Genomic DNA, 21,339 nt, shown 5'->3' on the forward strand with positions numbered 1-21,339 from the left:
ATGGATTTTGCGTACTCCGACCGCTGCGCCGACTATCGTGGGCGCCTGCTGGCCTTCATGGACGAACACATCTATCCGGCTGAGGAGGTTTATGCCCAGCAGATGCGTGCATCCGGCGACCCGCATTTTGATCCACCGATCATCGAAGAACTCAAAACCGAGGCCAAAGCACGTGGCCTGTGGAACCTCTTTCATCCCGACCCCCGGTTCGGACCGGGCCTGAGCAACTCCGAGTACGCACCGCTGGCCGAGATCATGGGTCACAGTGCGTTGCTGGCACCCGAGGCGTGCAACTGCTCGGCTCCGGATACCGGCAACATGGAAGTGCTCAGTCTGTTCGGTACCGACGAGCACAAAGAGAAATGGCTCGCTCCGCTCCTGGACGGGACGATCCGTTCCGCGTTCGCGATGACCGAACCCGCTGTGGCCAGTTCCGATGCCACCAACATTCAGATGAGCATGCAGCCCGACGGTGACCACTGGATCCTCAACGGCCGCAAATGGTGGACGTCCAATGCCCTGCACCCCAACTGCAAGGTACTGATCGTGATGGGCAAGACCGATCCGTACGCGGCGGTGCACGCGCAGCAGTCGATGATGGTGGTTCCGATCGATGCGCCGGGAGTCACAGTGCTGCGCAACCTTCCGGTCTTCGGCTATCAGGACCGCGAAGGCCACGCCGAGGTCCTGTTCGAAAACGTCCGGGTGCCGGACAAAGACGTGCTCGCGGGCGCCGGAGCCGGGTTCATGATCGGGCAGGCCAGGCTCGGACCGGGCCGTATCCATCACTGCATGCGAGCGATCGGCATGGCCGAACGGGCTCTGGAACTCATGTGCACCCGAGCCTCCCTGCGCGTCGCCTTCGGGAAACCGCTTGCTGCGCAATCGAATATCCAGGATTGGATCGCCGAGGCCAGGATCGAGATCGAGATGGCGCGTCTGCTCACGCTGAAGGCGGCGTGGATGATGGACACCGTCGGCAACAAAGCGGCCCGCAGCGAGATCGCCGCGATCAAGGTGGCTGCCCCGAACATGGCACTGAAGATCGTGGACCGCGCGATTCAGGTCCACGGCGGTGGTGGCGTCTCCGATGACTTCCCGCTGGCGAGCATGTACGCCCATCTGCGGGCGCTGCGCTTGGCTGACGGTCCCGACGAGGTACACAAACGGACGATCGCGCGTCAGGAACTCGGTCGGTACCGGAAGATCGGTGCACAGTCGTGAGTGGTGTGGTCGGGATCGACACCGACGCCGTCTCCACCTGGATCACCGGTCTGGGAATCGGCGCCGTAGAACCCATCTCGTTCGACCGCGTCGGCAACGGTCAGTCGAATCTGACGTTTCGGGTCCAGGATGCAGCCGGCTCCCGGTGGATCCTGCGACGGCCGCCGTTGGGCACGCTGCTCGCATCGGCCCATGACGTACTGCGTGAGCATCGGATCATGTCGGCACTGCACGACACCGCGGTTCCGGTGCCGGAGATGATCGCCACCACCTCTGATCCCGCGATCACCGATGCGCCGCTGGTTCTGATGAGCTTCATCGACGGTGCGGTCATCGACAATCCGGAGGCAGCGGCAGCTTTGTCGGTGGACCAGCGCCGCCAGATCGGACTGAGCCTGCCCCGCGCACTCGGAACCATCCACGCGGTGGACCTCGACGCCACCGGGCTGTCCGATCTGGCCAGTCACAAACCCTATGCGGCGCGGTTGCTGAAGCGCTGGAGTGCGCAATGGGACCATTCGAAAACCCGTGAGGTCGCGGAGATCGCCTCTGTGGCACAGGCTTTGGCAGACCATACTCCCGAGCAGGCCGAGTTGACGCTGGTGCACGGCGACTACCACCTCAGCAACGTCATCACATCGCCGCAACACGGTCAGGTGGTCGGTGTCGTCGACTGGGAGTTGTGCACACTGGGGGAGCCGCTGGCCGACCTCGGCAACCTGCTCGCCTTCTGGCCGGAATCCGGTGACGGATTGACCGGGCATTTCACGGTGCCCACCGCACCGGGCTTTCCCAAGCGTGCCGAATTGATCGAGGCCTACGCCGAGGCGACAGGACGGGACGTCGGCCAAATCGGGTACTGGCACACGATGGCCCTGTGGCGGCTGACGATCATCGGCGAGGGAATTGTTCGGCGCCTGCTGAATGATCCCCGGAACGCTTCGCGGGACGGTGGGCTGACCAGGCAGGTTGTCGACGATCTCGTTGCGCGGACCGTTCAGGTGGGCGAAGAGGCCTCGATTCTCTGACGCACTGAGGGCGCCGGCCAGTGCTTACGGTTCAGACCGGCCGCGGGATCCGTGACATCTGGCCCTGACCAATCCAGTCGGGTATCCCACTGCGGATGTCGCGCGCGGCAGTGATCTCGACGTCGCCGCACTTCAGCGCAGCGTTCCAGGAGCGATCGCCACGCCAGATCGCGGTCAGGTCCCGCAGCGTCGCGTCCACGGTGGCATCGATGTCGAAACCGGGATCGTAGTCGCATACATCGACGTCACCCCCGGACACCACCAGCCACCACCGGGAAGCCTTGGCCGGGACTCCGGCCAGACGGAAGGCCACCACCGTCCGCGAGCGCGGCCACTGCTCGACGGGGACTGTGCGGCGAATGTCCCACAGCAACAGGTGCGGGTCGAGGTCGGCTTCGCCGAGCTCACCGATCCAGCGCATGCCCCACGAATTGAGCGCCTGGACGACTGTCGACAACTCTTTTCCGCTCTCGGTGAGCGCATATTCTGTTCTGCCGCCATCGATCTCGCGAGTGATGATCCCGGCGCGTTCGAGCGTCCGCAGTCGCTTCGACAACAGCGCCGGGGACATCTTCGGGACCCCGCGCCGCAGTTCGTTGAAATGACTACTGCCTGCAAGCAGTTCACGCACCACCAGTAGGGTCCACCGCTCGTCGAGAACCTCCATGGCCTTGGCGACGGGGCAGAACTGACCGTATCCAGACATCGGGACTCCTTGCGTTGTCCTTGCCAGTACACACCCAGTCCGTTCGACACACCAGTACAGATTCAGAACCTGAACCGATACAGATCTGGAACTGGAAGACGCGGTGAGGTGGTTGCAACATCGAAGACGTCAGAGATCCACAAACCGTTACCTCAGACCAAGGAGTCCGGAGATGGCAACACGAACAACAACCCCAGACCCGATCAAGATAAAGCACCGAGCGCTGTGGGCGTCCGGTGACTATCCAGCCGTCGCCACCGAGGTGATCGCAAACCTCGGTCCGGCGCTGGTCGACGCGGTGGGAATCCGCGCAAACGAGCGCGTACTGGACGTCGCCGCGGGTTCGGGTAACGCAGCCATCCCCGCTGCCGAAACCGGTGCCGCGGTGGTCGCAGGCGATCTGACCCCCGAATTGTTCACGGCCGGGCGACAACTGGCCACCGAACGCCAGGTCGAACTCACGTGGCGGGAAGCAGATGCAGAAGCACTTCCATTCGACGACAACAGCTTTGATGTCGTGATCTCATGCGTCGGTGCGATGTTCGCACCACACCACCAACAGACCGCCGATGAGATCGTCCGGGTCTGCCGCACCGGAGGACGGATCGGGCTGATCAATTGGACTCCGCAGGGGTTCATCGGCCAGATGTTCGCGACGATGAAGCCCTATGCACCGCCACCACCTCCCGGTGCGCAGCCGCCGCCGTTGTGGGGTCAGGAGGACCACGTACGGACGCTTTTCGGCGACCGGATTGCCGACGTCGCCGCGGTGAGGCAGACATTGAAGGTGGACCGTTTCGAGACCCCCGAAGAGTTCCGGGAGTTCTTCAAGGCGACTTACGGTCCCACGATTGCGGTCTACAAGGCCAACGCCGAAAACGCTGAGGCGACAGCGGCTCTGGACACCGGTTTGGCCGACCTCGCCCGCAATGCCCTTGATGATGACGGTGTGATGGAGTGGGAGTACCTGCTCGTCACCGCAGTCGTGAAGTGACGGGCAGATCGCTCATTCGGCGACTTGGTCTGCACTTTTGTCGGCTGCGTCGGTGATGATGTCGAGGACGCGCGTGTAGACCGGTCGGCCCGACGTGACAATCGAACCGTGGTCCTCGCCTTCGAAAAGGATCAACTGTGCACTGCCGTTTTCCCGGTGCACCGCGTCCACATAACGCTGGGACAGCGACGGCAGCACCGTGGTGTCCTTCGTGCCGTGCACTGCTATCACCGGGGTCTCGGGGTCGATGTTCTGGATGGGGTCGACTTCGGTGTAGCGGTCGGGGTACTGGGCGGGGGTACCACCGAGCGCGGTCACGATCCGATCGTCGCCGTTGCGGACCGCCTGCACCATGTCCAGCGGTCCGGCGAGCGAAATGACCTTGGTGGGCCGGAACTTCGGATTTGCACCGACCTCCCGGCTGTCGAGACGGTGTCTGGTGCCACCCCACACTGCGAGTTGCGCTCCGGCGCTGTGCCCGACCACCAAGGCGTCGTCGGTCTCGAGTTGCGGGTACTTCTTGTCGATCTCGACGACGTTGTCGAGTGCCTGGGAGACGTCCTCGAAGGTCGTCGGCCAGCCACCGCCGGATCCGACCCGTCGGTATTCGATGTTGTAGACCGCCAATCCGCGGCCTGCGAGGTCGCGGGCGAGCGGATCGAAAAGACCGGCACCGAGTTGTGCTTGCCAGGCACCACCGTGGATCAGGACGACCAGTGGGATGGCGTCGACCTCCTGCGGACCGGCGGGCAGGTAGAGGTCGCCCCAATTCTGCTCCGGGTCGGTGCCGTCGAGCGTCGGGTAGTCGATCCGTTGGACGGTGATCTCGTCCAGTGATGGGACGGCGGAATCCTGGGCGACGGCCACGGATGAGGTCGGCTCAGCCGTGCCACTGTCGTCCGAACATCCGGTGAGCAACAGGGCGAGTGCGGCAAGGAGGCCGACCGGGCCGGACAAGCGGTGACGCATGGGGTGCCTTTCATCGAAGGACTGCTGAATCGGGATCATTGTGGAAGGGGAATCAATTGGTGGCGTCCACCGCGACCGGCGGCATGGCGATCCATGATTCCAATGCGCCCGGATCCTGTAATTCGATCCAGGCGATGACGTCCTGGTATGTCGCACAGATTGTTTCGGGTTTGTCGCAGACCTCGCTCATGAAGTCCGCGGTGGCGGGATTGAAGGCGTTCCCGCTCCAGTCGTTGAAGTGGTTGGCGATCACCAGCGGGGCACGATTCCCCTCGTATGCCCGCTTGTACATGTAGTCGTACGACTGTTTGACGATCGCACGGATCTCCGGGGCGTCGCCGGGTCGGTCTTTTGCCTTGTTGAAGGTGTACCAGTAGTTGTAGTCGAGCGCGGTCTGCCGGTGATTGAGCGGCGGCGACCACGTATACGGAACCGGGAACTCCCAGACACTGCCCACCTTGGTCGGCCAGTAGACACCGGGTTGGCGTGCCGCCTTTGACGAATCCCAGGTCATGTCGTGCGCGCCGAGAGCCGGAAACAGTTGACCCATACCGCCTTCGAGACAGGGTGTGCGTCCACCCTTGACGACATCGGTTCCGAATGCGAGGTCGGGCGCATTCGGCAGGTCGTTGATGGTCTTCCAGTCACTCATCAGGTGGAAGAACTCATCGAGTTCGTGGTTCCACTCCGCGGTCGACCAGTCCTTGCCGGGATTCTTCGTGCCTGCGCACCAGTGTCCTACGTAGTGGGTGCCCATTTCGTGACCGTCGTACCAGGTCTTGTTCAGGTACTCGACCTGTTCGATGACTTCTTCGTCGGTGCCACCGAATGCCAGGGCCGATTCACCCGGTTTGTATCCAGGGCCCTGATATTCGGATTTGTTGTCGTCGGTGAGGAAGTACAGGCCGGTCATCAGCGCGGTGAAGCGGGCGTCGACGTCCTTGGCGGTCTCGAGGAACAGGTCCCAGTTCTCCGACACCCCGACTCCGTCGAACGAGAAGAGGACGAACTGCGGTGGCTTTTCTCCGGCAACCAGTTTCCTCATCGGCACATTGCTCTCGGTTCGCACCGGTCCGCCGTTGTCGGAAGTGCCCGTGTCCGAACCGGATCGGTCGACGGCGGCGGCGGCGTTCGGATCAGCCGGCTGTACATAGCCCAGAAGGACGTCGGGCCGTTCGGCGCCACAGGCCGTGAGGATCAGCGCGATCAAGGCAATGTTGAGCGTCCACAGCTTCGCCCGCCTGCGGTGGTATTTCTGCACCCTGGTTCGCCTTTCGCCAGGGGAGCCGTCAGGTATCGGGCTTAGGCCTGGATCTGAGCGAGCCTAACACCGTAAATGTCCGCTTTGGCCGAATGACACTGCCTGGACCAGGCATTATTCGTTTGGTATCGCTAGCTGCTCGTGAGTGGTCGGCGACTTGCAGTGGTGGAACAGGCGCCTGCCAGCAGGAGTTCGACCATCGCTGTTGCCTGCTTCGGGGCGGGCGGTTGGCCGGTGATCATGTCACTCCAGATGAACGATTCGCCGACGCGCACGATCGCATATGCCAGTGCGGTGATGTCGACGTGCGGTCCGATCTCGGGAATCGCTTGTAGCCGCACCACATTCCACTCGATGAGTCGCCCCTGAACCACGCTGTAACGAGTGCTGAGTACGCGCAGCGCATATTCGGGATCGTCGGAGACAAAACGTGAGAGTGGGCGGTAGCTGCGCACGGCCGTGGCCATCTCGCCGAAATTGTGCACAAATCGTTCGACGGTGGCGGGGTATCCCTCGCGGTCCTCCACTCGGCGCAACGCCTCGGCGACGATGCGCCACACGACTTCTCCGATGATCACCTCACGGCCTGCGTACCACCGGTAGATGGTCGCGCGGCCGATACCGAGTTCGCGGGACAGTTGCTGGACGTCGACCCGCCGGCCATCGCGAAACCAGCTGTGGGCGAGATCGATGACGTCGTCTCGGGTCGGGCGTGAAGACGCCGCGTCGCGACCGTTGACGGCTCCCTGAGACATAAGTAGATTTTGTCTCTGGTGGCCGTGTCGGTCAACCGAGACGGAGCAATGCGGGGGAGCACACATGGATTTGGATTGGTCAGAAGCCGACGCGGCCTTCCGGGACGAGGTGGTTGCCTTCCTCGACGAGAAACTCACGCCCGATCTGCGCCAGGCGGGTCGCCTCATGACGAGTGTCTACTCCGAGCATGAGGCGAGTATGGAGTGGCAGCGCATCTTGAACGAGCGTGGATGGGCGGCGCCCGCCTGGGCCGTCGAACACGGAGGGTGCGACTGGAGTCTGACCCAGCACTACATCTTCAGCCGTGAATCCGTCTTGGCGGGTGCACCGTCCCTGTCGCCCATGGGTATTCGGATGGTCTCGCATGCCATTGCCGCCTTCGGGACCGCGGAACAGAAAGACTTCTTCCTGCCGGGCATCCTCACCGGCGAGGTGTTCTTCTGCCAGGGGTACTCGGAACCAGAGGCGGGTTCGGATCTGGCGTCACTGACGATGGCGGCCGTCGACGAGGGTGACGATCTGGTCTGCACCGGAAGCAAGATCTGGACAACCCATGCGGCCGAGGCGAATTGGATGTTCTGCCTGGTCCGCACATCGAAGCATGAGAAGAAGCAGCAGGGCATCACCTTCCTGCTGATCGACATGACCTCACCGGGCATCGAAGTCCGCCCGTTGGTGATGACGTCGGGCGAACAGGTCCAGAACCAGGTCTTCTTCGATGGCGTACGCGTGCCGAAGTCCAACGTCATCGGCAAAATCGACGACGGCTGGACCGTCGCGAAATACCTGTTGGTCTTCGAGCGTGGTGGGGCGGCGGCGGCCCCCGCGCTACAGGTCATGGCGGAGTCGGCGGCCAAGGCGGCCGCCGGTGTGCCCGGACCCGATGGCCGTCCGCTCATCGAGGATCCGGCGTTTTCCGCGAAACTCGCCGAGGCCGAGATCCGGACGAAGGTCCTCGAGATCCTCGAATACCGAACCTTGTCGGCGATGGCCTCGGGTAAGGATCCCGGACCGGCGTCGTCGATGCTGAAGGTGCTCGCGACCGAACTCAGCCAGAAGCTCACCGAGATCACCCTCGAGGCCGCGGGACCACGCGGGCGGGTGTACCAGCCGCACGCTGCCCGACCAGGTGGCCCGATCGCGGAGTTCTCCGAACCGGCGGGCGGATATGTCAGTGGTGAGCAGTGGCAGGCGGTGGCGCCTTTGCGCTACTTCAACGACCGGGCGGGCTCGATCTACGCCGGCAGCAACGAAATTCAACGAAACATTCTCGCCAAAGCAGCATTGGGGCTCTGATGGACTTCAGCCTGACAAAAGAGCAGGAACTACTTCGTGACGGACTCACCAAGTTCCTGGCCACGCGATATGGCCTGGAGAGCAGTCGCGCAGCGGCCAAGACCGGTGCCGGCTGGCAACCGGCGATCTGGGCAGGTTTTGCCGACGAGCTCGGAATCCTCGGTGCCACCCTGCCCGAAGAGGACGGAGGACTCGGCGGTGGTCCCGTCGAGCTCATGATCGTCACCGAGGCTCTCGGATTCGCGCTGGTTGTCGAACCGTTTGTCGACACCGTGGTGATCGGGTCCGGATTGCTCCGGCGGGCCGGCGGCGACCGGGCCGCGAAGATCGTCGAGAACATTGTTGCCGGTAAGGCGATCACCGCGTTTGCCGCGACCGAGCCGACGTCGGGTCACAGCTACCGCGATGTGGCGACCACGGCACGCCGAGACGGCGATGAGTGGGTGATCAACGGGGTCAAGACGGTGGTGACCAGCGCGCCGCTGGCCAACCATCTCCTGGTCACCGCCCGCACCTCCGGATCGCAGCGGGACACCGACGGCATCTCTCTGTTCGTGGTCGATGTCGACCCGGACGATCTGCCTGCGGGGATCGACTCTCACGCCTACCGCACGATCGACGATCGTCAAGCCGCCGATGTGACGTTCACCGACCTGCGACTGCCCGCCGATACCCTGCTGGGTGCGGAGGGCGGTGCCTGGGCGTCGATCGACAGGGCAGTCGACGAGGCCACCGCGGCAGTTGCATCCGAAGCGGTGGGTCTGATGCGGAAGGTGCTGGCGGACACCGTCGAATACGCAAAGCAGCGTCGGCAGTTCGGGCAGGCGATCGGCAGCTTCCAGGCGCTGCAGCACCGGATGGTCGACATGTACATGGAGGTCGAGCAGTCCATCGCCGCGGTCTACCTTGCCGTGCTCAATCTCGAGGCCGACCCGGTGGAGCGATCATTGGCGGTCTCGGCGGCCAAGGCCACCATCGGACGTTCGGCGCGGTTCATCGGCCAGAATGCGGTCCAGTTGCACGGCGGGATGGGCATGACAGAAGAATTGGCGATCGGACACTACTTCAAGCGACTCACCGCGATCGAGTACGAGTTCGGTCCGGCCGATCAGCACATCGCCCGATACGCGGCGCTCTCCGCGCGCTGAGCGGGAGGCGATGTCAGGGGGCGAGATCGTCGATCTGGTGGGCGAGCATGGTGTCCTTGCCGGTGATCCCGCCCTCTGAATGCGTGCTCAGGGTGAATGTGACGTTGCGCCAACGGATATCGATATCCGGATGATGAGCGGCGGCTTCGGCCGCCTCGGCAACGCGGTCGACCAACGTGATCGCTGCCGGAAAATCCGCACATTCGATCGTGCGGGTCAACGAATCTCCGGAACGCGACCAGAAAGTGAGGTCGGCGAGGGCCTTGGTGATGTCGGATTCGCTCAGTAGACCAGCCATCACCTGATGCTGCCAGGCTCTCGAAGATCGGGCAATACCCCGTTGCGGGGTGTTTCGGGCCCGGCTCGCCTGGCTAGCCTGTTGTATGACCACTGAACAAACGCAGTCCGAGAGAATCGAATCCGAGCGCTTGATTCGCGCCACCGCCGCTGACATCTTTGCCGTCCTCACCGATCCGCAGGGGCACGTCGCGATCGATGCGTCGGGGATGCTGATGGACGCGACCGGTGAGCGCGTGCGTGCTGTCGGCGACTCGTTTGTGGTGCATATGGACCGGGAAGCGTTGGGCGACTTTCCTCTTGGGGAGTACGACGTGACGGTGACCATCAAGACGTTCGTCCCCGACGTCGAGGTCTCCTGGACGATTCTCGGTCGTCTGCGACCGCAGATCGGTCACGTCTACGGGTATCGGCTCGAACCGGCGGCCGACGGTGCGACCAAGGTCATCTCGTTCTACGACTGGTCCGACATCCATCCGGAATGGCGAGAGAAGAACATCTTCCCGGTGATCCACACCAACTCCTTGGCCAGCACGCTCGGAGTTCTCGACAGAACCGTGCGCCGCGGCTATCCGCGACAGGCTGCGCGCGACTAGTTCGACCGGCGACAGCGATCGCTGAATACGGACAGTAAGCTGACGCGGGGATTTGCCGGACTGCCGAAGCGCTCGACAAGATTGTGAGAACCGCACCATGACGAACTCCCTCGAAGTGATCGACCAGGGCACCATGCTCGAGTTCGGATTCGACGACGCGCTGCGCTATCACGGTCCACTCGCGCCAGGTGGCGTTGCGCACGCCTACAAAGTTCTGGAACGAGCGCTGCCTGCGCTGGCCAAGGATGGGCCGGTCGAACGGCGGGAGATAGTGGTGACAACCTCACACGGTGGCCCCGGTGTGCGGGACACTTTCGAACTCGTGACCCGGGCGGTCACCGAGGGTCGGTACACGGTCGACGGCACCCTGAAGCGGCCGGAACGCGGTATGACGATGGAGATCTACGTCTTCCAACTCGAATATCGCGGCAAGAGCGTCACGCTCGTGATCCGGGACGGATTCGTCGTCGACGAGTACATCACCCTCTCGCGTAAGGCCACCCGGAGCGCCGAAGAGGACGCGCGTCTGGTCGTGGTCAAGCAGGAAATGGCGGACCGTGTGATGGCGGTTCCGGCAGAAGAGGTCTACGACATCGTTCCGAGTGTGGTCACCGCATGACGGGCGTCGGCTGCCTCTGAACAACGCGTGGTGAGCGGGACCGCGGACCGGGTGGCCGGTTCACGGTCCCGCTCTGCATAGGGGGCAGGAATATCTGCCATGTGCACTTAGTTGATTTCTACATGCAACTTACATATAGTTGCGTAGCGCAATTAATTAGTAAAGGGGGGAGTCGCGATGTCCATGTCCACTGAGACAGCCCGTGCGTTGATAGTCGATCTACACCTGCTCGGTCGGATGATGCGCAGAGCGCTTGCGTCCGAAGACGACGGCGAGATTCACCAGGGCGGTCTCGGCGTGCTGTCGGCACTGGCCGCTGGCGAACCCTGCCGGCAGACGGAACTCGCCACGGACCTGTGTCTGAGTCAATCTGCGCTCAGTCGTCACATCACCGAACTTGTCAACGGCGGGTACGTCGTCCGGCAGTCCGATCCCGAAGACGGCCGTGCGACCCAGATATCGCTGACGCCGGCCGGGCACGAACTGTTGCACCGCAACCGCGATACGCGCGCTCGTGAACTCCAGAAGGTGCTCGCCGACTGGCCCGAAGCCGACGCCGAAGTCGCAAGGGTTGCGGTGCAACGACTCAAACAATCGTTCAACGAACACACGCATCGGACCGGACCGTCAGAGCCGACGTCCAATCACCCCGCGTCCAATCACCCCGCGTCCAATCGCAAGGAAAGCCAGGAAATCTATGTCTAGCTCGACGACGGCGGCGGTGAAGCACGATCCGCTGGCGATGACACATCAACAAATCCTCAAGACGATGATCGGGCTCCTCGCGGGTCTGTTCACCGCATTGCTCAGCACCACGATCGTCGCGACGGCCCTGCCGACCATCATCGGCGACCTCAAAGGCTCGCAGACGGCGTATGCCTGGGTCATCACCACAGCGCTGCTGGCCAATGCGGCCTCGACCCCGATCTGGGGCAAGCTTTCCGACATCTTCAACAAGAAGGTGCTCGTCCAGAGCTCGCTGGTGATCTTTGTCGTCGGGTCGATCATCGCCGGATTTTCACACAATGTGCCGATTCTGTTGGCAGCGCGCGTGATTCAGGGTGTCGGTATGGGTGGTCTGACCGCGCTGGTCGTCGCCATCATCGGCAGCATCGTCTCGCCCCGTGAACGTGGTCGTTATTCGGGATACATGGGTGCGGTGATGGCCGTGTCGATGTCGGGTGGTCCGATCCTCGGTGGTGTCATCGTCGACAGTCCGCTCGGATGGCGCTGGTGCTTCTTCGTGTGTGTGCCGCTCGCGGTGATCGCGCTGTTCCTCCTGCAGAGGACGCTGCACATCAAGACCGATCGCAAGGAAGACGTCTCGATCGACTGGCTCGGCGCCACGTTGCTGACCGCCGGGATCTCCGTCCTGCTGATCTGGGTCTCGTTTGCGGGTAAGGCCGGCTACTACGACTGGCTCTCCAAGGAGTCCGCGATGTACGTCGCCGGTGGTGTACTGCTGCTGCTGGCGACCGTGATGGTCGAATCCAAGGTGAAGTCGCCGATCATCCCGCTCAAGATCGTCGTCGAGCGGACCACCGGCCTGGCCATCATCGCCTCGATCGCCGTCGGTTTGGGAATGTTCGGTGCGACCACCTTCCTCGGCCAGTACTTCCAGACCGCACGCGGTTTCTCGCCGACACTTGCAGGCGTGCTGTCCATACCCATGGTGGCGGGCATGCTGATCGGATCGGTCGGCTCGGGTCAGCTGATCAGTCGCTTCGGTAAGTGGAAGCCGTACATGCTCGTCGGTTCGACGTTGCTGATCATCGGCTTCGGCTTGCTGGGGACCATCGATCACGCGACCAACCTGTGGCTCGTCGGAGCGTTCACGATGGTCGTCGGACTCGGCACCGGAATGCTGATGCAAAACCTGGTCCTCGTCGTCCAGAACACGGTCAGTGTTCACAACATCGGCGCCGCCTCGAGCAACGTCGCGTTCTTCCGAACATTCGGTGGCGCGGTCGGTGTCTCGGTTCTCGGTTCGGTGTTGGCCACCCGCGTCGCCGATCTGTCGGCGTCAGGTTTGTCCAAACTGGGCATCCAGGGCGGTTCGTCGGGAGGCAATCTCGACATCGGTGCATTGCCCGATCCGGTTCAAACGGTTGTGCGAGCGGCCTACGGCGACGCCACCAGTGCGATCTTCCTGATCGCTGCGGCCGCAGCCGTGGTTGCGTTGATCGCAGTGGCGTTCCTTCCGAACCGCCCATTGCGCAAGACGATCGATATCGCGGCCGACGAAGATCCGATGCGCGAGGGTGGCACGCCACCGCGCGATCTGGTCGACGCCTGACCTACCGCACGACACCCAGCTGCAAAACCAGCTGGATATACGAAGACGAGCTGCAATATGCGGCTCGTCTTCGTATATCCGGTTGCCCGCGGTGGCGGAGGTATGTCGGGAATCACGTTTGTCGACGACCTGGACCGGGCATCCGGAACTCGCGAAGGCAGGTCGATGAGCCGCTGGCCCGTATTGCGCCCATACTGTTGGGTGAGGAGTGTCAGGCTGTTCGATGCTCCGGGGGTCAATCCCGGTCAAGCCGGCACGAACCAGACCCACCCACGCGCCACAGCCGACAAATGTCTGGTTCCGGGTCACGCAGTAACCCAATGGGAGGCGACATGAACGAACTCCACCACATAGACCTGCACGGCGAGCGCATTGCGTATCAGGACGAGGGGAGAGGCGACGTACTCCTGCTGATCCACGGGATGGCAGGCAGTTCGACGACCTGGCGGGCGGTGGCGCCCCTCCTGGCCCGCACCCACCGTGTGATCGCACCCGATCTACCCGGCCACGGAGAGTCCGGCAAACCGCGCGGGGACTACTCGCTCGGTGCGTTCGCGGCGACCCTGCGGGATCTGCTGCGTGAACTCGGCATCGACAAGGTCACGGTCATCGGCCAGTCGCTCGGTGGTGGCGTGGCCATGCAATTCACCTACCAGCACCCCGAATACTGCGAACGCCTTGTCCTGATCGGCAGCGGCGGACTCGGTCCGGACGTCAACTGGACCCTGCGGCTCCTGGCAGCGCCCGGCGCCGAACTCGTGTTGCCGATCATCGCACCGAAACCGGTGCTGGCCGCCGGGAACAAGATCGGGTCATGGTTGGGCTCGGTCGGCATCCAGTCGCCGCGGACCGCTGAGACATGGCGGTCCTATTCGTCGCTCGCCGACCGCGAGACACGGCAGGCATTCCTGCGGACGCTGCGTTCGGTGGTCGATCATCGTGGACAGGCGGTCAGCGCGATGAATCGGCTGTACCTGAACTCGGAGCTGCCGACGTTGCTCATCTGGGGCGACGCAGACAAGATCATCCCGGTCGCACACGGGTACGCCGCACATGAGGCCATCCCGGGCAGTCGGCTCGAGGTCCTGCCCGGTGTCGGACACTATCCGCATGCCGAGGCTCCGCTGACGGTTGTGGAGATCCTCGAGGATTTCCTGGGGGTTGCACCCGCTCGGACCCGCACCACCAGCTGAGATCACCAGCTCGGGCGGAGCCGTCCGGGTCCGGCGAGAACGTTCAACGACCTGACGAGCGCGTCGAAATCCTTGCGCGGTAGTTGTCCGTGCCACGAATCGACACATTCTTCGGCCGATTCCTGTGCCGCCTGGGTGCAGGCATGTCCACGTGCGGTGAGTTCGATGAGTTGGATGCGGCGGTCGAGCGCACTGGCCTCTTTTGTCAGGTAGCCGCGCTCGACCAGGTATGAGATGAGTTGTGCCGCGGCCTGTTTGGTCACCTGAAGCTGTTCGGCGATGTCCGTTGCCGTGGTCGGCCCCGATGATGCTGCGGCGAAGAGGAATCCATGGACCGGACGGACGTCGGTGAAACCGCGCCGGGCCAGACCGTCCTGTATCCCGTCGACCAATTGCGCCGACAGCCTGAGTAGGGCCGATGCGGATTGCCAGTCGCTGTCAGTCATGTGGAGCAGTATGCCATCGACAGACAAGCTTCTTGTCTATATGGTCAAGTGACTTGTCTATTACTCAGTCAGGAGGCCTCCCATGCCGATCATCCCGTCTACTGATGCCACGGTTTTCTCCATGCACGGAAGCACTTTTCGCGCGTATGTGAATCCGACCCGGGGTAGCGAGCAACTCTGTGCCTGGCGCCTGGAGGTTCCGGCTCGCCAGGTCGGTGTCGCGCACCGCCCGGATCGCGAGGAGGTCCTGCTGATCCTGCACGGGGATCTGGAGGTGACACTCGACGGTGTCCCCGCGAGCGCGCGGACCGCAGATGTCGTCGTGGTCGGCGCGAACAGTGAGGTCAGGATCGATGGTGGAGGAGAGGATGCATCGGTGTGGGTGAGCACCACCGCGGGATTGCTGGCCACCACCGCAGATGGCAAGGTGATCGCGCCGCCATGGGCTCGGTGAGCCGTGGGAAGTGAACCGCGGAGGTGAACCTCATGGACGCCTCTGCAAACGGACATCCGTGGACTCACGAATAATCCAGGTGAGGATGGATCTGCAGGCTTGCTAACGTCAAACATGTGACTGCCCCATGTTGACCCGCTTGCTACGCACCTACATGGGTGCCTATCGGTCCCAGCTGATGTGTGTTGTCGTACTGCAATTGGTGGCGACCGCCGCGATGTTGTACCTGCCCACACTGAACGCCGACATCATCGACTACGGCGTGGCCAAGGGCGATACGGGCTACATCATGCGGATCGGTGGATGGATGTTGGCGGTCTCGCTGGTCCAGGTCTGCGCCTCGATCGCGGCGACATACTTCGGTGCCCGCGCCGCGCTCGGAGCCGGCCGCGACATCCGCCACGACCTCCTGCATCGGGTCGACAGTTTTTCGGCCCGTGAGGTCGGAAGCTTCGGTGCGCCATCGCTCATCACCCGAACGACCAACGACGTCCAGCAGGTCCAGATGGTCGGGGTGATGGCCTGCTCGATGTTGGTGACCGCGCCCATCATGTGTATCGGCGGCATCGTGCTCGGCATCGGGGTTGGCGGCTCACTGGCCTGGGTTCTCGTGGTCGCGGTGCCCTTCCTCGGGGTGAGCATGGCCTACATCATCTACCGGATGGTGCCGGGTTATCGCGCGATGCAGACCCGCATCGATGTGGTCAACCGGGTCCTGCGCGAGCAGATCACCGGCATCCGTGTGGTCCGCGCCTTTGTCCGCGAACCGCACGAACGCGCCAGATTCTCCCGGGCCAACGACGATCTCACCAACGCGTCGCTGTACGTCGGACGGCTGATGGCACTGATGTTCCCGTCGGTTCTGCTGATCACCAACGTGACCATCGTCGTCATCATCTGGTTCGGCGGCCACCTGATCGAGGACGGGAGCGTTCAGATCGGCGCCCTGACCGCGATGATCGCCTACGTCACCCAGATTCTGATGGCCGTCATGATGGCGTCGTTCCTGGCGATGATGGCGCCGCGGGCTGCGGTATGTGCCGAACGGATCTACGAGGTGCTGGAGACCGAATCGTCGGTGGTTCCGCGGACCGACCCGACGCCGATGCGCGCGGATGCCGGGCTTGTCGAATTGCGCGCGGCGCGTTTCCAATATCCGGGCGCCGACGAACCGGTTCTGCGTGACATCAGCTTCACCGCACGCCCGGGAACCACAACCGCCATCGTCGGGTCGACGGGTGCGGGCAAGACCACTTTGCTCTCACTGGTGCCGCGGCTGATCGATGTCACCGGCGGCGAAGTGTTCGTCGGCGGCACGGACATCCGTGATCTCGACCCGGACGTGCTGCGGGCGGAAATCGGATTGGTCCCGCAACGGCCCTATCTTTTCTCCGGGACCGTCGCGTCCAACCTGCGATACGGCAAGGACGATGCCACCGAGGAAGAGATGTGGGAAGCGTTGACCGTCGCCCAGGCAGCCGATTTTGTCCGGGACATGCCCGATCAACTCGAGACCAGGGTCGCCCAAGGCGGCACCACGGTGTCCGGTGGTCAGCGGCAACGTCTGGCGATCGCCCGCGCTCTGATCCGAAAACCCAAGATCTATCTGTTCGACGACTCGTTCTCCGCACTCGACCTGAGTACCGACGCGCGCCTGCGGGCGGCTCTGCGTCCGGCAACCCGTGAGGCCTGCGTTCTCATCGTGGCGCAGCGGATCACCACGATCGCCGACGCCGATCAGATCGTCGTCCTCGATTGTGGTGCGGTCGTGGGGATCGGTACGCACGACGAATTGATCGACACCTGCCCGACCTACGCGGAGATCGTGCAGTCGCAGCTGTCGGTGGAGGGACGGGCATGACGCGGCCGGGAGGTGGCGGCGGACCGTCGATGGGCGCCGTACCGGTGGAGAAACCCAAGTCCTTCGGCCCGTCCGTCAAGAGGGTGCTGCGCATGCTGGTCGCGCGCCGGCTGGCGGTGGGTGTGATGGCGCTCTTCGCGGTCACCTCGGTGGTCCTGACCGCTGTCGGGCCGCTGCTGCTCGGACATGCCACCGACCTGATCTTCGCCGGGGTCATCGGCGACCAGTTGCCTGCAGGCCAGAGTAAGGACCAGGCGGTCGCCACACTTCGGGACCAGGGCAACGACACATTTGCCGACATGGTGTCGTCGATGGATCTCGTGCCCGGCGTTGGCATCGACTTCGGCGACGTCGCTCGGGTCCTGATCCTGGTTCTCGTCCTGTACTTCGTATCCGCGGTGTTGAGCTGGCTGATGGGCCGTGTACTCAACGTGCTCACCCAGCGCACCGTGAGTGAGTTGCGCGCCGATGTGGAGGCGAAGATCCACCGGCTGCCGTTGCGGTACTTCGACGGCAATCAGCGCGGCGATATGTTGAGTCGGGTCACCAACGACCTCGACAACGTCTCGCAGAGCCTGCAGCAAACGATCGCCCAGGTGCTCAATTCCGTTCTGACGGTGATCGCGATCCTGGTGATGATGGTCTGGATCTCGCCGCTGCTCTCGGTCATCGCGATCGTCACGATTCCCTTGGCGGTCATGGTCACCGCGATGGTGGCGAAAAGATCCAAACCGCACTTCATGGAGCAGTGGTCCAACACGGGCCGGCTCAACGGCCAGGTGGAAGAGGCCTTCTCGGGCCACGAACTGATCAAGGCGTTCGGTCGGCAGGAGGATGTCGAGCGGCGGTTCGACGATCGCAACGAAAAGTTGTACAGCGCCAGCTGGAAAGCGCAGTTCATCTCCGGAATCATCATGCCCGCCATCATGTTCCTCGGAAACCTCAACTACGTGGCCATCGCCGTGGTCGGTGGATTGCGGGTCGCAGCGGGGTCGCTGAGTCTGGGTGATGTGCAGGCATTCATCCAGTACTCGCGGCAATTCACCCAGCCGCTGACCCAGATCGGGTCGATGGTCAACCTGATGCAGAGCGGGGTGGCCTCGGCCGAGCGGATCTTCGACATCCTCGATGCCGAAGAACAGAGTCCGGATCCGGTGATGCCCGAGTCGCCGGCCACCAGCAAGGGGCTCATCACTTTCGAGGACGTGTCATTCCGATACGTACCCGACCGCCCACTGATCGAGAACCTGTCGCTGGTGGCCAAACCCGGACACATGGTGGCCATCGTCGGTCCGACGGGTGCGGGCAAGACCACGCTGGTGAACCTGATCATGCGTTTCTACGATCTGGATTCCGGGAGGATCGAGCTCGACGGTGTGGACACCTCACACATGACCCGTGATGATCTGCGTGAGCGGACCGGCATGGTCCTGCAGGACTCGTGGTTGTTCGGCGGATCCATCCGCGACAACATCGCTTACGGTGATCCTGACGCCGACGACGAGGCGATCATGGAAGCCGCCCGCGTCAGCCACGTCGATCACTTCGTGCGGGTTCTGCCCCAGGGATACGACACCGTCATCGATGAAGAGGGTGGCGGCGTCAGTGCCGGTGAGAAGCAACTCATCACGATCGCCAGGGCGTTCTTGGCGAAGCCGACCTTGCTCATCCTCGATGAGGCAACCAGTTCCGTCGACACCCGCACCGAACTCCTGATCCAAAAGGCGATGGCCGCACTTCGGTCCGATCGCACGAGTTTTGTCATCGCCCACCGGTTGTCGACGGTGCGGGACGCCGACACGATCCTGGTGATGGAGCGGGGCCGGATCGTCGAGCAGGGTTCACACGATGAACTCCTCGTTGCCCACGGTGCCTACTACCGCCTGTACAACAGCCAGTTCACCGGACCCATCGAGACCGACGAAGACGAGGCAGGCGAGTTCGAGACGCCGGAGTTGTCGAAGAGCTGACCGGGCGCCCGGCCGCGGTTACGGGTTGCCGAATTCGACGTTGCCGGTGTAGCCGACCATCCACTGGATGCCGTATTTGTCGGTACACATGCCGAAGCGTTCGGCCCACTCGACCCTGTCCAGAGGCATGGACACGTCACCGCCTGCGGACAGACCGCCGAACAGCCGATCGGCTTCGTCGGCGCTGTCGGCCTCGACCGACACGATGAAGTTGGTGCCCGCGGAGACCGTGCCCATCTGCTCGGGGACATCGGATCCCATGAGCACGCTGTCACCGAGGGGCAACGCGACGTGGGCGACGCCATTTTTCTGTTCCTCGGTCATTTCCATGTCGCCGGAATCCATGTCGCTGAAGCGGGCCAGCATCAACTCACCACCGAACACGGACTGATAGAACGTGAAAACCTCCTCGGTGTTGCCGTTGAAGTTCAAGTACGGATTCACTGATTTCATCGGGTGTCCCCTTATCGCAGTGGCCGATCACGTCCAGTGATTTTACTGAACGGTTGCAGATGCAGAAGGTGATCTCCAGAGTTGCTATTCGATGTCCATGGCAAATGAATGGTGCTCGTGTGTCACCGTCCAGCGGCCGTTCTCTTTGCGCAACCCGATGGTCAGTCGTAGTCGCCGATCGGGATTCTCGACGAGATCTTCGGCGGTACCGCAGCGCAGCAACATGTTCGCGAACGCGACGTCGGTACCGGAGGTGACGCTCATGTCGACGATGTCGAAGGTTGCCCCGGAGGCTTGCCACTTGAAGAACTCGGGCCACGTCTGCCGATATTCGTCGATACCCCGGACGCCGTTGTCCGGCGGTGGAACGTCGAACATGACGATGTCGGGGGAATGGTCGGCGACAACCGCGTCCAGGTCGCCGGCGCGGATCGCCTCGGCCCAACGGTTGATGAGTGTGCGGATCTGCGCGGTGTCATCGGACATGGTCTCGACACCTTTCTGACGGGTCGGCCCGCCGTTGAAGGTTTGATCCCTACATCGGGTCTGACCGCACCGATGCCGAAAACTCATCGGTCTGCCGCGGCGTGATGGGGGCGGGTCGTCAACCGGCTGCGGGTGTCCACCCCAGCTTCGGGCCGAGGTGCCCGGCCATGTCGGTGAGGATCTGCAGGTAGTCGGGATCGTCGAACGAGAACGGCAACGCAAAGGTTGTCTCCTGCGTCCGCTGGAATCCCGCATGGGAGAACAGCACATCGGCGATCTCGTCCGAGGTGCCGACGATGTCGGGGGCAAAGAGCATCTTGCGCGGGCCCTGCGGGGACTGCGTCCGGTCGAAACGTGCCGCGGCGTAGGCCCGGTACTTCCGTATTTGCTCGGGTGTGGCCGAGTCGGTCGGGATCACGACCAAACCCTGTGACACCCGGGCTTTCTTGGGGTGTCGATGGTGCGCGCGGTAGGCGTCGATGTGCTGTGCCTGAATGGTTGCGAAATCGAGTGAGTCCGAACCCTCGGCGGTGACCACCGAACTGGTCAGATAGTTCAGACCCTGTTGCCCGGCCCAGATCGCCGACGACAACATCCCGCCGTACCAGAGACGGTCGATCAGTCCGGGGGAGTGAGGCTGGACAATGCGCGAGAACTCTTCTATCCCAACGGTTCCCTCGAAGTCGCTGACCGGGACACCGCGTACGTTGTCCATGAGCCGGCGGACGCGGTCCTTACTGAAATTCTCGATCGCGTGCGTCTCGGGGTACAGGCTGGTCTTGAAGTTGTCATAGCGCATCGGAGTACCGACGGAAACGCCGGGATTGAGTCGGCCGCCCGAGAGGATGTCGACCGTGGCGAGGTCTTCGGCCAGGCGCAGGGGATTCTCGAGACCGAGTGGGATGACAGCGGTGCCGAGATCGATTCGGCTGGTCCGCTGGGTGGCGGCAGCAAGGACCGCAACAGGTGACGAGATCCCGAATTGCAGATGACGATGTCGCAGCCAGACACTGTCGAATCTCAGGTTCTCGGCGAGCTCGATGATTCTCAGGGTCGACTCATGGCCGTCGGCCGGGTGGGCCGGATCGAATCGCCCGATTGTGAGAAATCCGAGTTTCTCCAGTGGTTCACCGGGTAGTGGCACCGTTACCGTCCTTCGAGTTGGGATGCTGCAGGTGCGATGGCGGAGGAAAACAGCGAATCCCTGTCATCGCGTTGGGCACTCTGCTTTCATTACGCAACCAGCCGTATCGTAATCTGCGTCACATTTTGGACGAGGCGCGCAA

General features: G+C 63.0%; 22 protein-coding genes. 13 read left to right on the forward strand and 9 right to left on the reverse strand.

Annotated features, from left to right (window positions below):
- Together AC56PL_RS15550 and AC56PL_RS15555 are read left to right on the forward strand one after the other, a co-directional pair.
- Entirely contained in the window at positions 1-1,224 is a 1,224-nt protein-coding gene (locus AC56PL_RS15550) for an acyl-CoA dehydrogenase family protein (RefSeq protein WP_497154412.1), read from the forward strand.
- Positions 1,221-2,252 carry a phosphotransferase family protein gene (locus AC56PL_RS15555; RefSeq protein WP_497154413.1) on the forward strand — a complete coding sequence of 344 codons (1,032 nt, stop codon included), beginning with the start codon at positions 1,221-1,223 and terminating at the stop codon, positions 2,250-2,252. Before AC56PL_RS15550 ends, AC56PL_RS15555 begins: the two co-directional genes overlap by 4 nt.
- 31 nt (positions 2,253-2,283) lie before the next feature.
- On the opposite strand, the gene AC56PL_RS15560 is transcribed toward AC56PL_RS15555, so the two are convergent.
- The gene (locus tag AC56PL_RS15560; protein WP_495516262.1) at positions 2,284-2,958 is read right to left on the reverse strand and encodes a winged helix-turn-helix transcriptional regulator; all 675 of its coding nucleotides are present in this window, start codon (positions 2,956-2,958) and stop codon (positions 2,284-2,286) included.
- A 172-nt stretch (positions 2,959-3,130) separates the two neighbouring features.
- Here AC56PL_RS15560 and AC56PL_RS15565 point away from each other — a divergent pair, with 172 nt between their 5' ends.
- Positions 3,131-3,952 carry a class I SAM-dependent methyltransferase gene (locus tag AC56PL_RS15565; RefSeq protein ID WP_497154414.1) on the forward strand — a complete coding sequence of 274 codons (822 nt, stop codon included), beginning with the start codon at positions 3,131-3,133 and terminating at the stop codon, positions 3,950-3,952.
- 12 nt (positions 3,953-3,964) lie between these two features.
- Here the strand turns inward: AC56PL_RS15565 and AC56PL_RS15570 are convergent, their stop codons facing one another.
- The 3 genes from AC56PL_RS15570 to AC56PL_RS15580 all read right to left on the reverse strand — a co-directional run bounded on the left by AC56PL_RS15570 (position 3,965) and on the right by AC56PL_RS15580 (position 6,937).
- On the reverse strand, positions 3,965-4,921 hold the full coding sequence (locus tag AC56PL_RS15570) for an alpha/beta hydrolase family protein (protein WP_497154415.1): 957 nt from the start codon (positions 4,919-4,921) through the stop codon (positions 3,965-3,967).
- 52 nt (positions 4,922-4,973) lie between these two features.
- On the reverse strand, positions 4,974-6,182 hold the full coding sequence (locus AC56PL_RS15575; protein WP_497154416.1) for a polysaccharide deacetylase family protein: 1,209 nt from the start codon (positions 6,180-6,182) through the stop codon (positions 4,974-4,976).
- A gap of 131 nt (positions 6,183-6,313) precedes the next feature.
- Complete coding sequence (locus AC56PL_RS15580) at positions 6,314-6,937, reverse strand: QsdR family transcriptional regulator (RefSeq protein WP_495516266.1); 624 nt, start codon at positions 6,935-6,937, stop codon at positions 6,314-6,316.
- Between the two features lie 64 nt (positions 6,938-7,001).
- Between AC56PL_RS15580 and AC56PL_RS15585 the strand changes: the two genes are divergently transcribed.
- Together AC56PL_RS15585 and AC56PL_RS15590 are read left to right on the forward strand one after the other, a co-directional pair.
- On the forward strand, positions 7,002-8,234 hold the full coding sequence (locus tag AC56PL_RS15585; RefSeq protein WP_497154417.1) for an acyl-CoA dehydrogenase family protein: 1,233 nt from the start codon (positions 7,002-7,004) through the stop codon (positions 8,232-8,234).
- Positions 8,234-9,382, forward strand: coding sequence for an acyl-CoA dehydrogenase family protein (locus AC56PL_RS15590; RefSeq protein ID WP_497154418.1), 1,149 nt, complete (start codon positions 8,234-8,236; stop codon positions 9,380-9,382). The genes AC56PL_RS15585 and AC56PL_RS15590 overlap by 1 nt, the downstream gene beginning before the upstream one ends.
- 13 nt (positions 9,383-9,395) lie before the next feature.
- Here AC56PL_RS15590 and AC56PL_RS15595 read toward each other — a convergent pair whose 3' ends face one another.
- Positions 9,396-9,680 carry a 4a-hydroxytetrahydrobiopterin dehydratase gene (locus AC56PL_RS15595; RefSeq protein WP_497154419.1) on the reverse strand — a complete coding sequence of 95 codons (285 nt, stop codon included), beginning with the start codon at positions 9,678-9,680 and terminating at the stop codon, positions 9,396-9,398.
- Positions 9,681-9,765: 85 nt separating this feature from the next.
- Here AC56PL_RS15595 and AC56PL_RS15600 point away from each other — a divergent pair, with 85 nt between their 5' ends.
- The 5 genes from AC56PL_RS15600 to AC56PL_RS15620 all read left to right on the forward strand — a co-directional run bounded on the left by AC56PL_RS15600 (position 9,766) and on the right by AC56PL_RS15620 (position 14,383).
- Positions 9,766-10,275, forward strand: coding sequence for an SRPBCC family protein (locus tag AC56PL_RS15600; protein WP_495516270.1), 510 nt, complete (start codon positions 9,766-9,768; stop codon positions 10,273-10,275).
- Positions 10,276-10,372: 97 nt separating this feature from the next.
- Positions 10,373-10,894 (forward strand): hypothetical protein, encoded by a 522-nt coding sequence (locus tag AC56PL_RS15605; RefSeq protein WP_497154420.1) that lies wholly within the window; start codon positions 10,373-10,375, stop codon positions 10,892-10,894.
- A gap of 183 nt (positions 10,895-11,077) precedes the next feature.
- Positions 11,078-11,599 carry a MarR family winged helix-turn-helix transcriptional regulator gene (locus tag AC56PL_RS15610; RefSeq protein WP_497154421.1) on the forward strand — a complete coding sequence of 174 codons (522 nt, stop codon included), beginning with the start codon at positions 11,078-11,080 and terminating at the stop codon, positions 11,597-11,599.
- A complete protein-coding gene (locus AC56PL_RS15615) occupies positions 11,592-13,190 on the forward strand; it encodes an MFS transporter (RefSeq protein ID WP_495516273.1) in 1,599 nt (532 codons plus the stop codon). The genes AC56PL_RS15610 and AC56PL_RS15615 overlap by 8 nt, the downstream gene beginning before the upstream one ends.
- A 332-nt stretch (positions 13,191-13,522) precedes the next feature.
- The gene (locus tag AC56PL_RS15620; RefSeq protein WP_497154422.1) at positions 13,523-14,383 is read left to right on the forward strand and encodes an alpha/beta fold hydrolase; all 861 of its coding nucleotides are present in this window, start codon (positions 13,523-13,525) and stop codon (positions 14,381-14,383) included.
- A 2-nt stretch (positions 14,384-14,385) separates the two neighbouring features.
- Here AC56PL_RS15620 and AC56PL_RS15625 read toward each other — a convergent pair whose 3' ends face one another.
- Positions 14,386-14,829 (reverse strand): MarR family transcriptional regulator, encoded by a 444-nt coding sequence (locus AC56PL_RS15625; RefSeq protein WP_495516275.1) that lies wholly within the window; start codon positions 14,827-14,829, stop codon positions 14,386-14,388.
- Positions 14,830-14,911: 82 nt separating this feature from the next.
- Between AC56PL_RS15625 and AC56PL_RS15630 the strand changes: the two genes are divergently transcribed.
- The 3 genes from AC56PL_RS15630 to AC56PL_RS15640 all read left to right on the forward strand — a co-directional run bounded on the left by AC56PL_RS15630 (position 14,912) and on the right by AC56PL_RS15640 (position 19,114).
- Positions 14,912-15,283 (forward strand): cupin domain-containing protein, encoded by a 372-nt coding sequence (locus AC56PL_RS15630; RefSeq protein ID WP_497154423.1) that lies wholly within the window; start codon positions 14,912-14,914, stop codon positions 15,281-15,283.
- A gap of 127 nt (positions 15,284-15,410) precedes the next feature.
- Positions 15,411-17,144 carry an ABC transporter ATP-binding protein gene (locus AC56PL_RS15635; RefSeq protein WP_497154424.1) on the forward strand — a complete coding sequence of 578 codons (1,734 nt, stop codon included), beginning with the start codon at positions 15,411-15,413 and terminating at the stop codon, positions 17,142-17,144.
- The gene (locus AC56PL_RS15640; RefSeq protein WP_497154425.1) at positions 17,141-19,114 is read left to right on the forward strand and encodes an ABC transporter ATP-binding protein; all 1,974 of its coding nucleotides are present in this window, start codon (positions 17,141-17,143) and stop codon (positions 19,112-19,114) included. Before AC56PL_RS15635 ends, AC56PL_RS15640 begins: the two co-directional genes overlap by 4 nt.
- Positions 19,115-19,132: 18 nt before the next feature.
- On the opposite strand, the gene AC56PL_RS15645 is transcribed toward AC56PL_RS15640, so the two are convergent.
- From AC56PL_RS15645 to AC56PL_RS15655, 3 genes are all read right to left on the reverse strand, one after another.
- The gene (locus AC56PL_RS15645) at positions 19,133-19,567 is read right to left on the reverse strand and encodes a VOC family protein (protein WP_497154426.1); all 435 of its coding nucleotides are present in this window, start codon (positions 19,565-19,567) and stop codon (positions 19,133-19,135) included.
- Positions 19,568-19,651: 84 nt separating this feature from the next.
- Positions 19,652-20,053, reverse strand: a complete 402-nt coding sequence (locus tag AC56PL_RS15650; protein WP_497154427.1) for a YybH family protein — start codon at positions 20,051-20,053, stop codon at positions 19,652-19,654.
- Between the two features lie 118 nt (positions 20,054-20,171).
- Complete coding sequence (locus AC56PL_RS15655; protein ID WP_497154428.1) at positions 20,172-21,197, reverse strand: LLM class flavin-dependent oxidoreductase; 1,026 nt, start codon at positions 21,195-21,197, stop codon at positions 20,172-20,174.
- Between the last annotated feature and the right edge of the window lie 142 nt (positions 21,198-21,339).

This window comes from Williamsia sp. Y721, from assembly GCF_059683565.1.

What these genes read in the sequence shown, in the direction of transcription:
- AC56PL_RS15645 (WP_497154426.1), bottom strand. Translation starts at nt 19,567, where the DNA reads ATGAAATCAGTGAATCCGTACTTGAACTTCAACGGCAACACCGAGGAG.
- AC56PL_RS15590 (WP_497154418.1), top strand. Translation starts at nt 8,234, where the DNA reads ATGGACTTCAGCCTGACAAAAGAGCAGGAACTACTTCGTGACGGACTC.
- AC56PL_RS15550 (WP_497154412.1), top strand. Translation starts at nt 1, where the DNA reads ATGGATTTTGCGTACTCCGACCGCTGCGCCGACTATCGTGGGCGCCTG.
- AC56PL_RS15605 (WP_497154420.1), top strand. Translation starts at nt 10,373, where the DNA reads ATGACGAACTCCCTCGAAGTGATCGACCAGGGCACCATGCTCGAGTTC.
- AC56PL_RS15615 (WP_495516273.1), top strand. Translation starts at nt 11,592, where the DNA reads ATGTCTAGCTCGACGACGGCGGCGGTGAAGCACGATCCGCTGGCGATG.
- AC56PL_RS15640 (WP_497154425.1), top strand. Translation starts at nt 17,141, where the DNA reads ATGACGCGGCCGGGAGGTGGCGGCGGACCGTCGATGGGCGCCGTACCG.
- AC56PL_RS15635 (WP_497154424.1), top strand. Translation starts at nt 15,411, where the DNA reads ATGTTGACCCGCTTGCTACGCACCTACATGGGTGCCTATCGGTCCCAG.
- AC56PL_RS15580 (WP_495516266.1), bottom strand. Translation starts at nt 6,937, where the DNA reads ATGTCTCAGGGAGCCGTCAACGGTCGCGACGCGGCGTCTTCACGCCCG.
- AC56PL_RS15650 (WP_497154427.1), bottom strand. Translation starts at nt 20,053, where the DNA reads ATGTCCGATGACACCGCGCAGATCCGCACACTCATCAACCGTTGGGCC.
- AC56PL_RS15620 (WP_497154422.1), top strand. Translation starts at nt 13,523, where the DNA reads ATGAACGAACTCCACCACATAGACCTGCACGGCGAGCGCATTGCGTAT.
- AC56PL_RS15610 (WP_497154421.1), top strand. Translation starts at nt 11,078, where the DNA reads ATGTCCACTGAGACAGCCCGTGCGTTGATAGTCGATCTACACCTGCTC.
- AC56PL_RS15630 (WP_497154423.1), top strand. Translation starts at nt 14,912, where the DNA reads ATGCCGATCATCCCGTCTACTGATGCCACGGTTTTCTCCATGCACGGA.
- AC56PL_RS15595 (WP_497154419.1), bottom strand. Translation starts at nt 9,680, where the DNA reads ATGGCTGGTCTACTGAGCGAATCCGACATCACCAAGGCCCTCGCCGAC.
- AC56PL_RS15570 (WP_497154415.1), bottom strand. Translation starts at nt 4,921, where the DNA reads ATGCGTCACCGCTTGTCCGGCCCGGTCGGCCTCCTTGCCGCACTCGCC.
- AC56PL_RS15560 (WP_495516262.1), bottom strand. Translation starts at nt 2,958, where the DNA reads ATGTCTGGATACGGTCAGTTCTGCCCCGTCGCCAAGGCCATGGAGGTT.
- AC56PL_RS15600 (WP_495516270.1), top strand. Translation starts at nt 9,766, where the DNA reads ATGACCACTGAACAAACGCAGTCCGAGAGAATCGAATCCGAGCGCTTG.
- AC56PL_RS15565 (WP_497154414.1), top strand. Translation starts at nt 3,131, where the DNA reads ATGGCAACACGAACAACAACCCCAGACCCGATCAAGATAAAGCACCGA.
- AC56PL_RS15585 (WP_497154417.1), top strand. Translation starts at nt 7,002, where the DNA reads ATGGATTTGGATTGGTCAGAAGCCGACGCGGCCTTCCGGGACGAGGTG.
- AC56PL_RS15625 (WP_495516275.1), bottom strand. Translation starts at nt 14,829, where the DNA reads ATGACTGACAGCGACTGGCAATCCGCATCGGCCCTACTCAGGCTGTCG.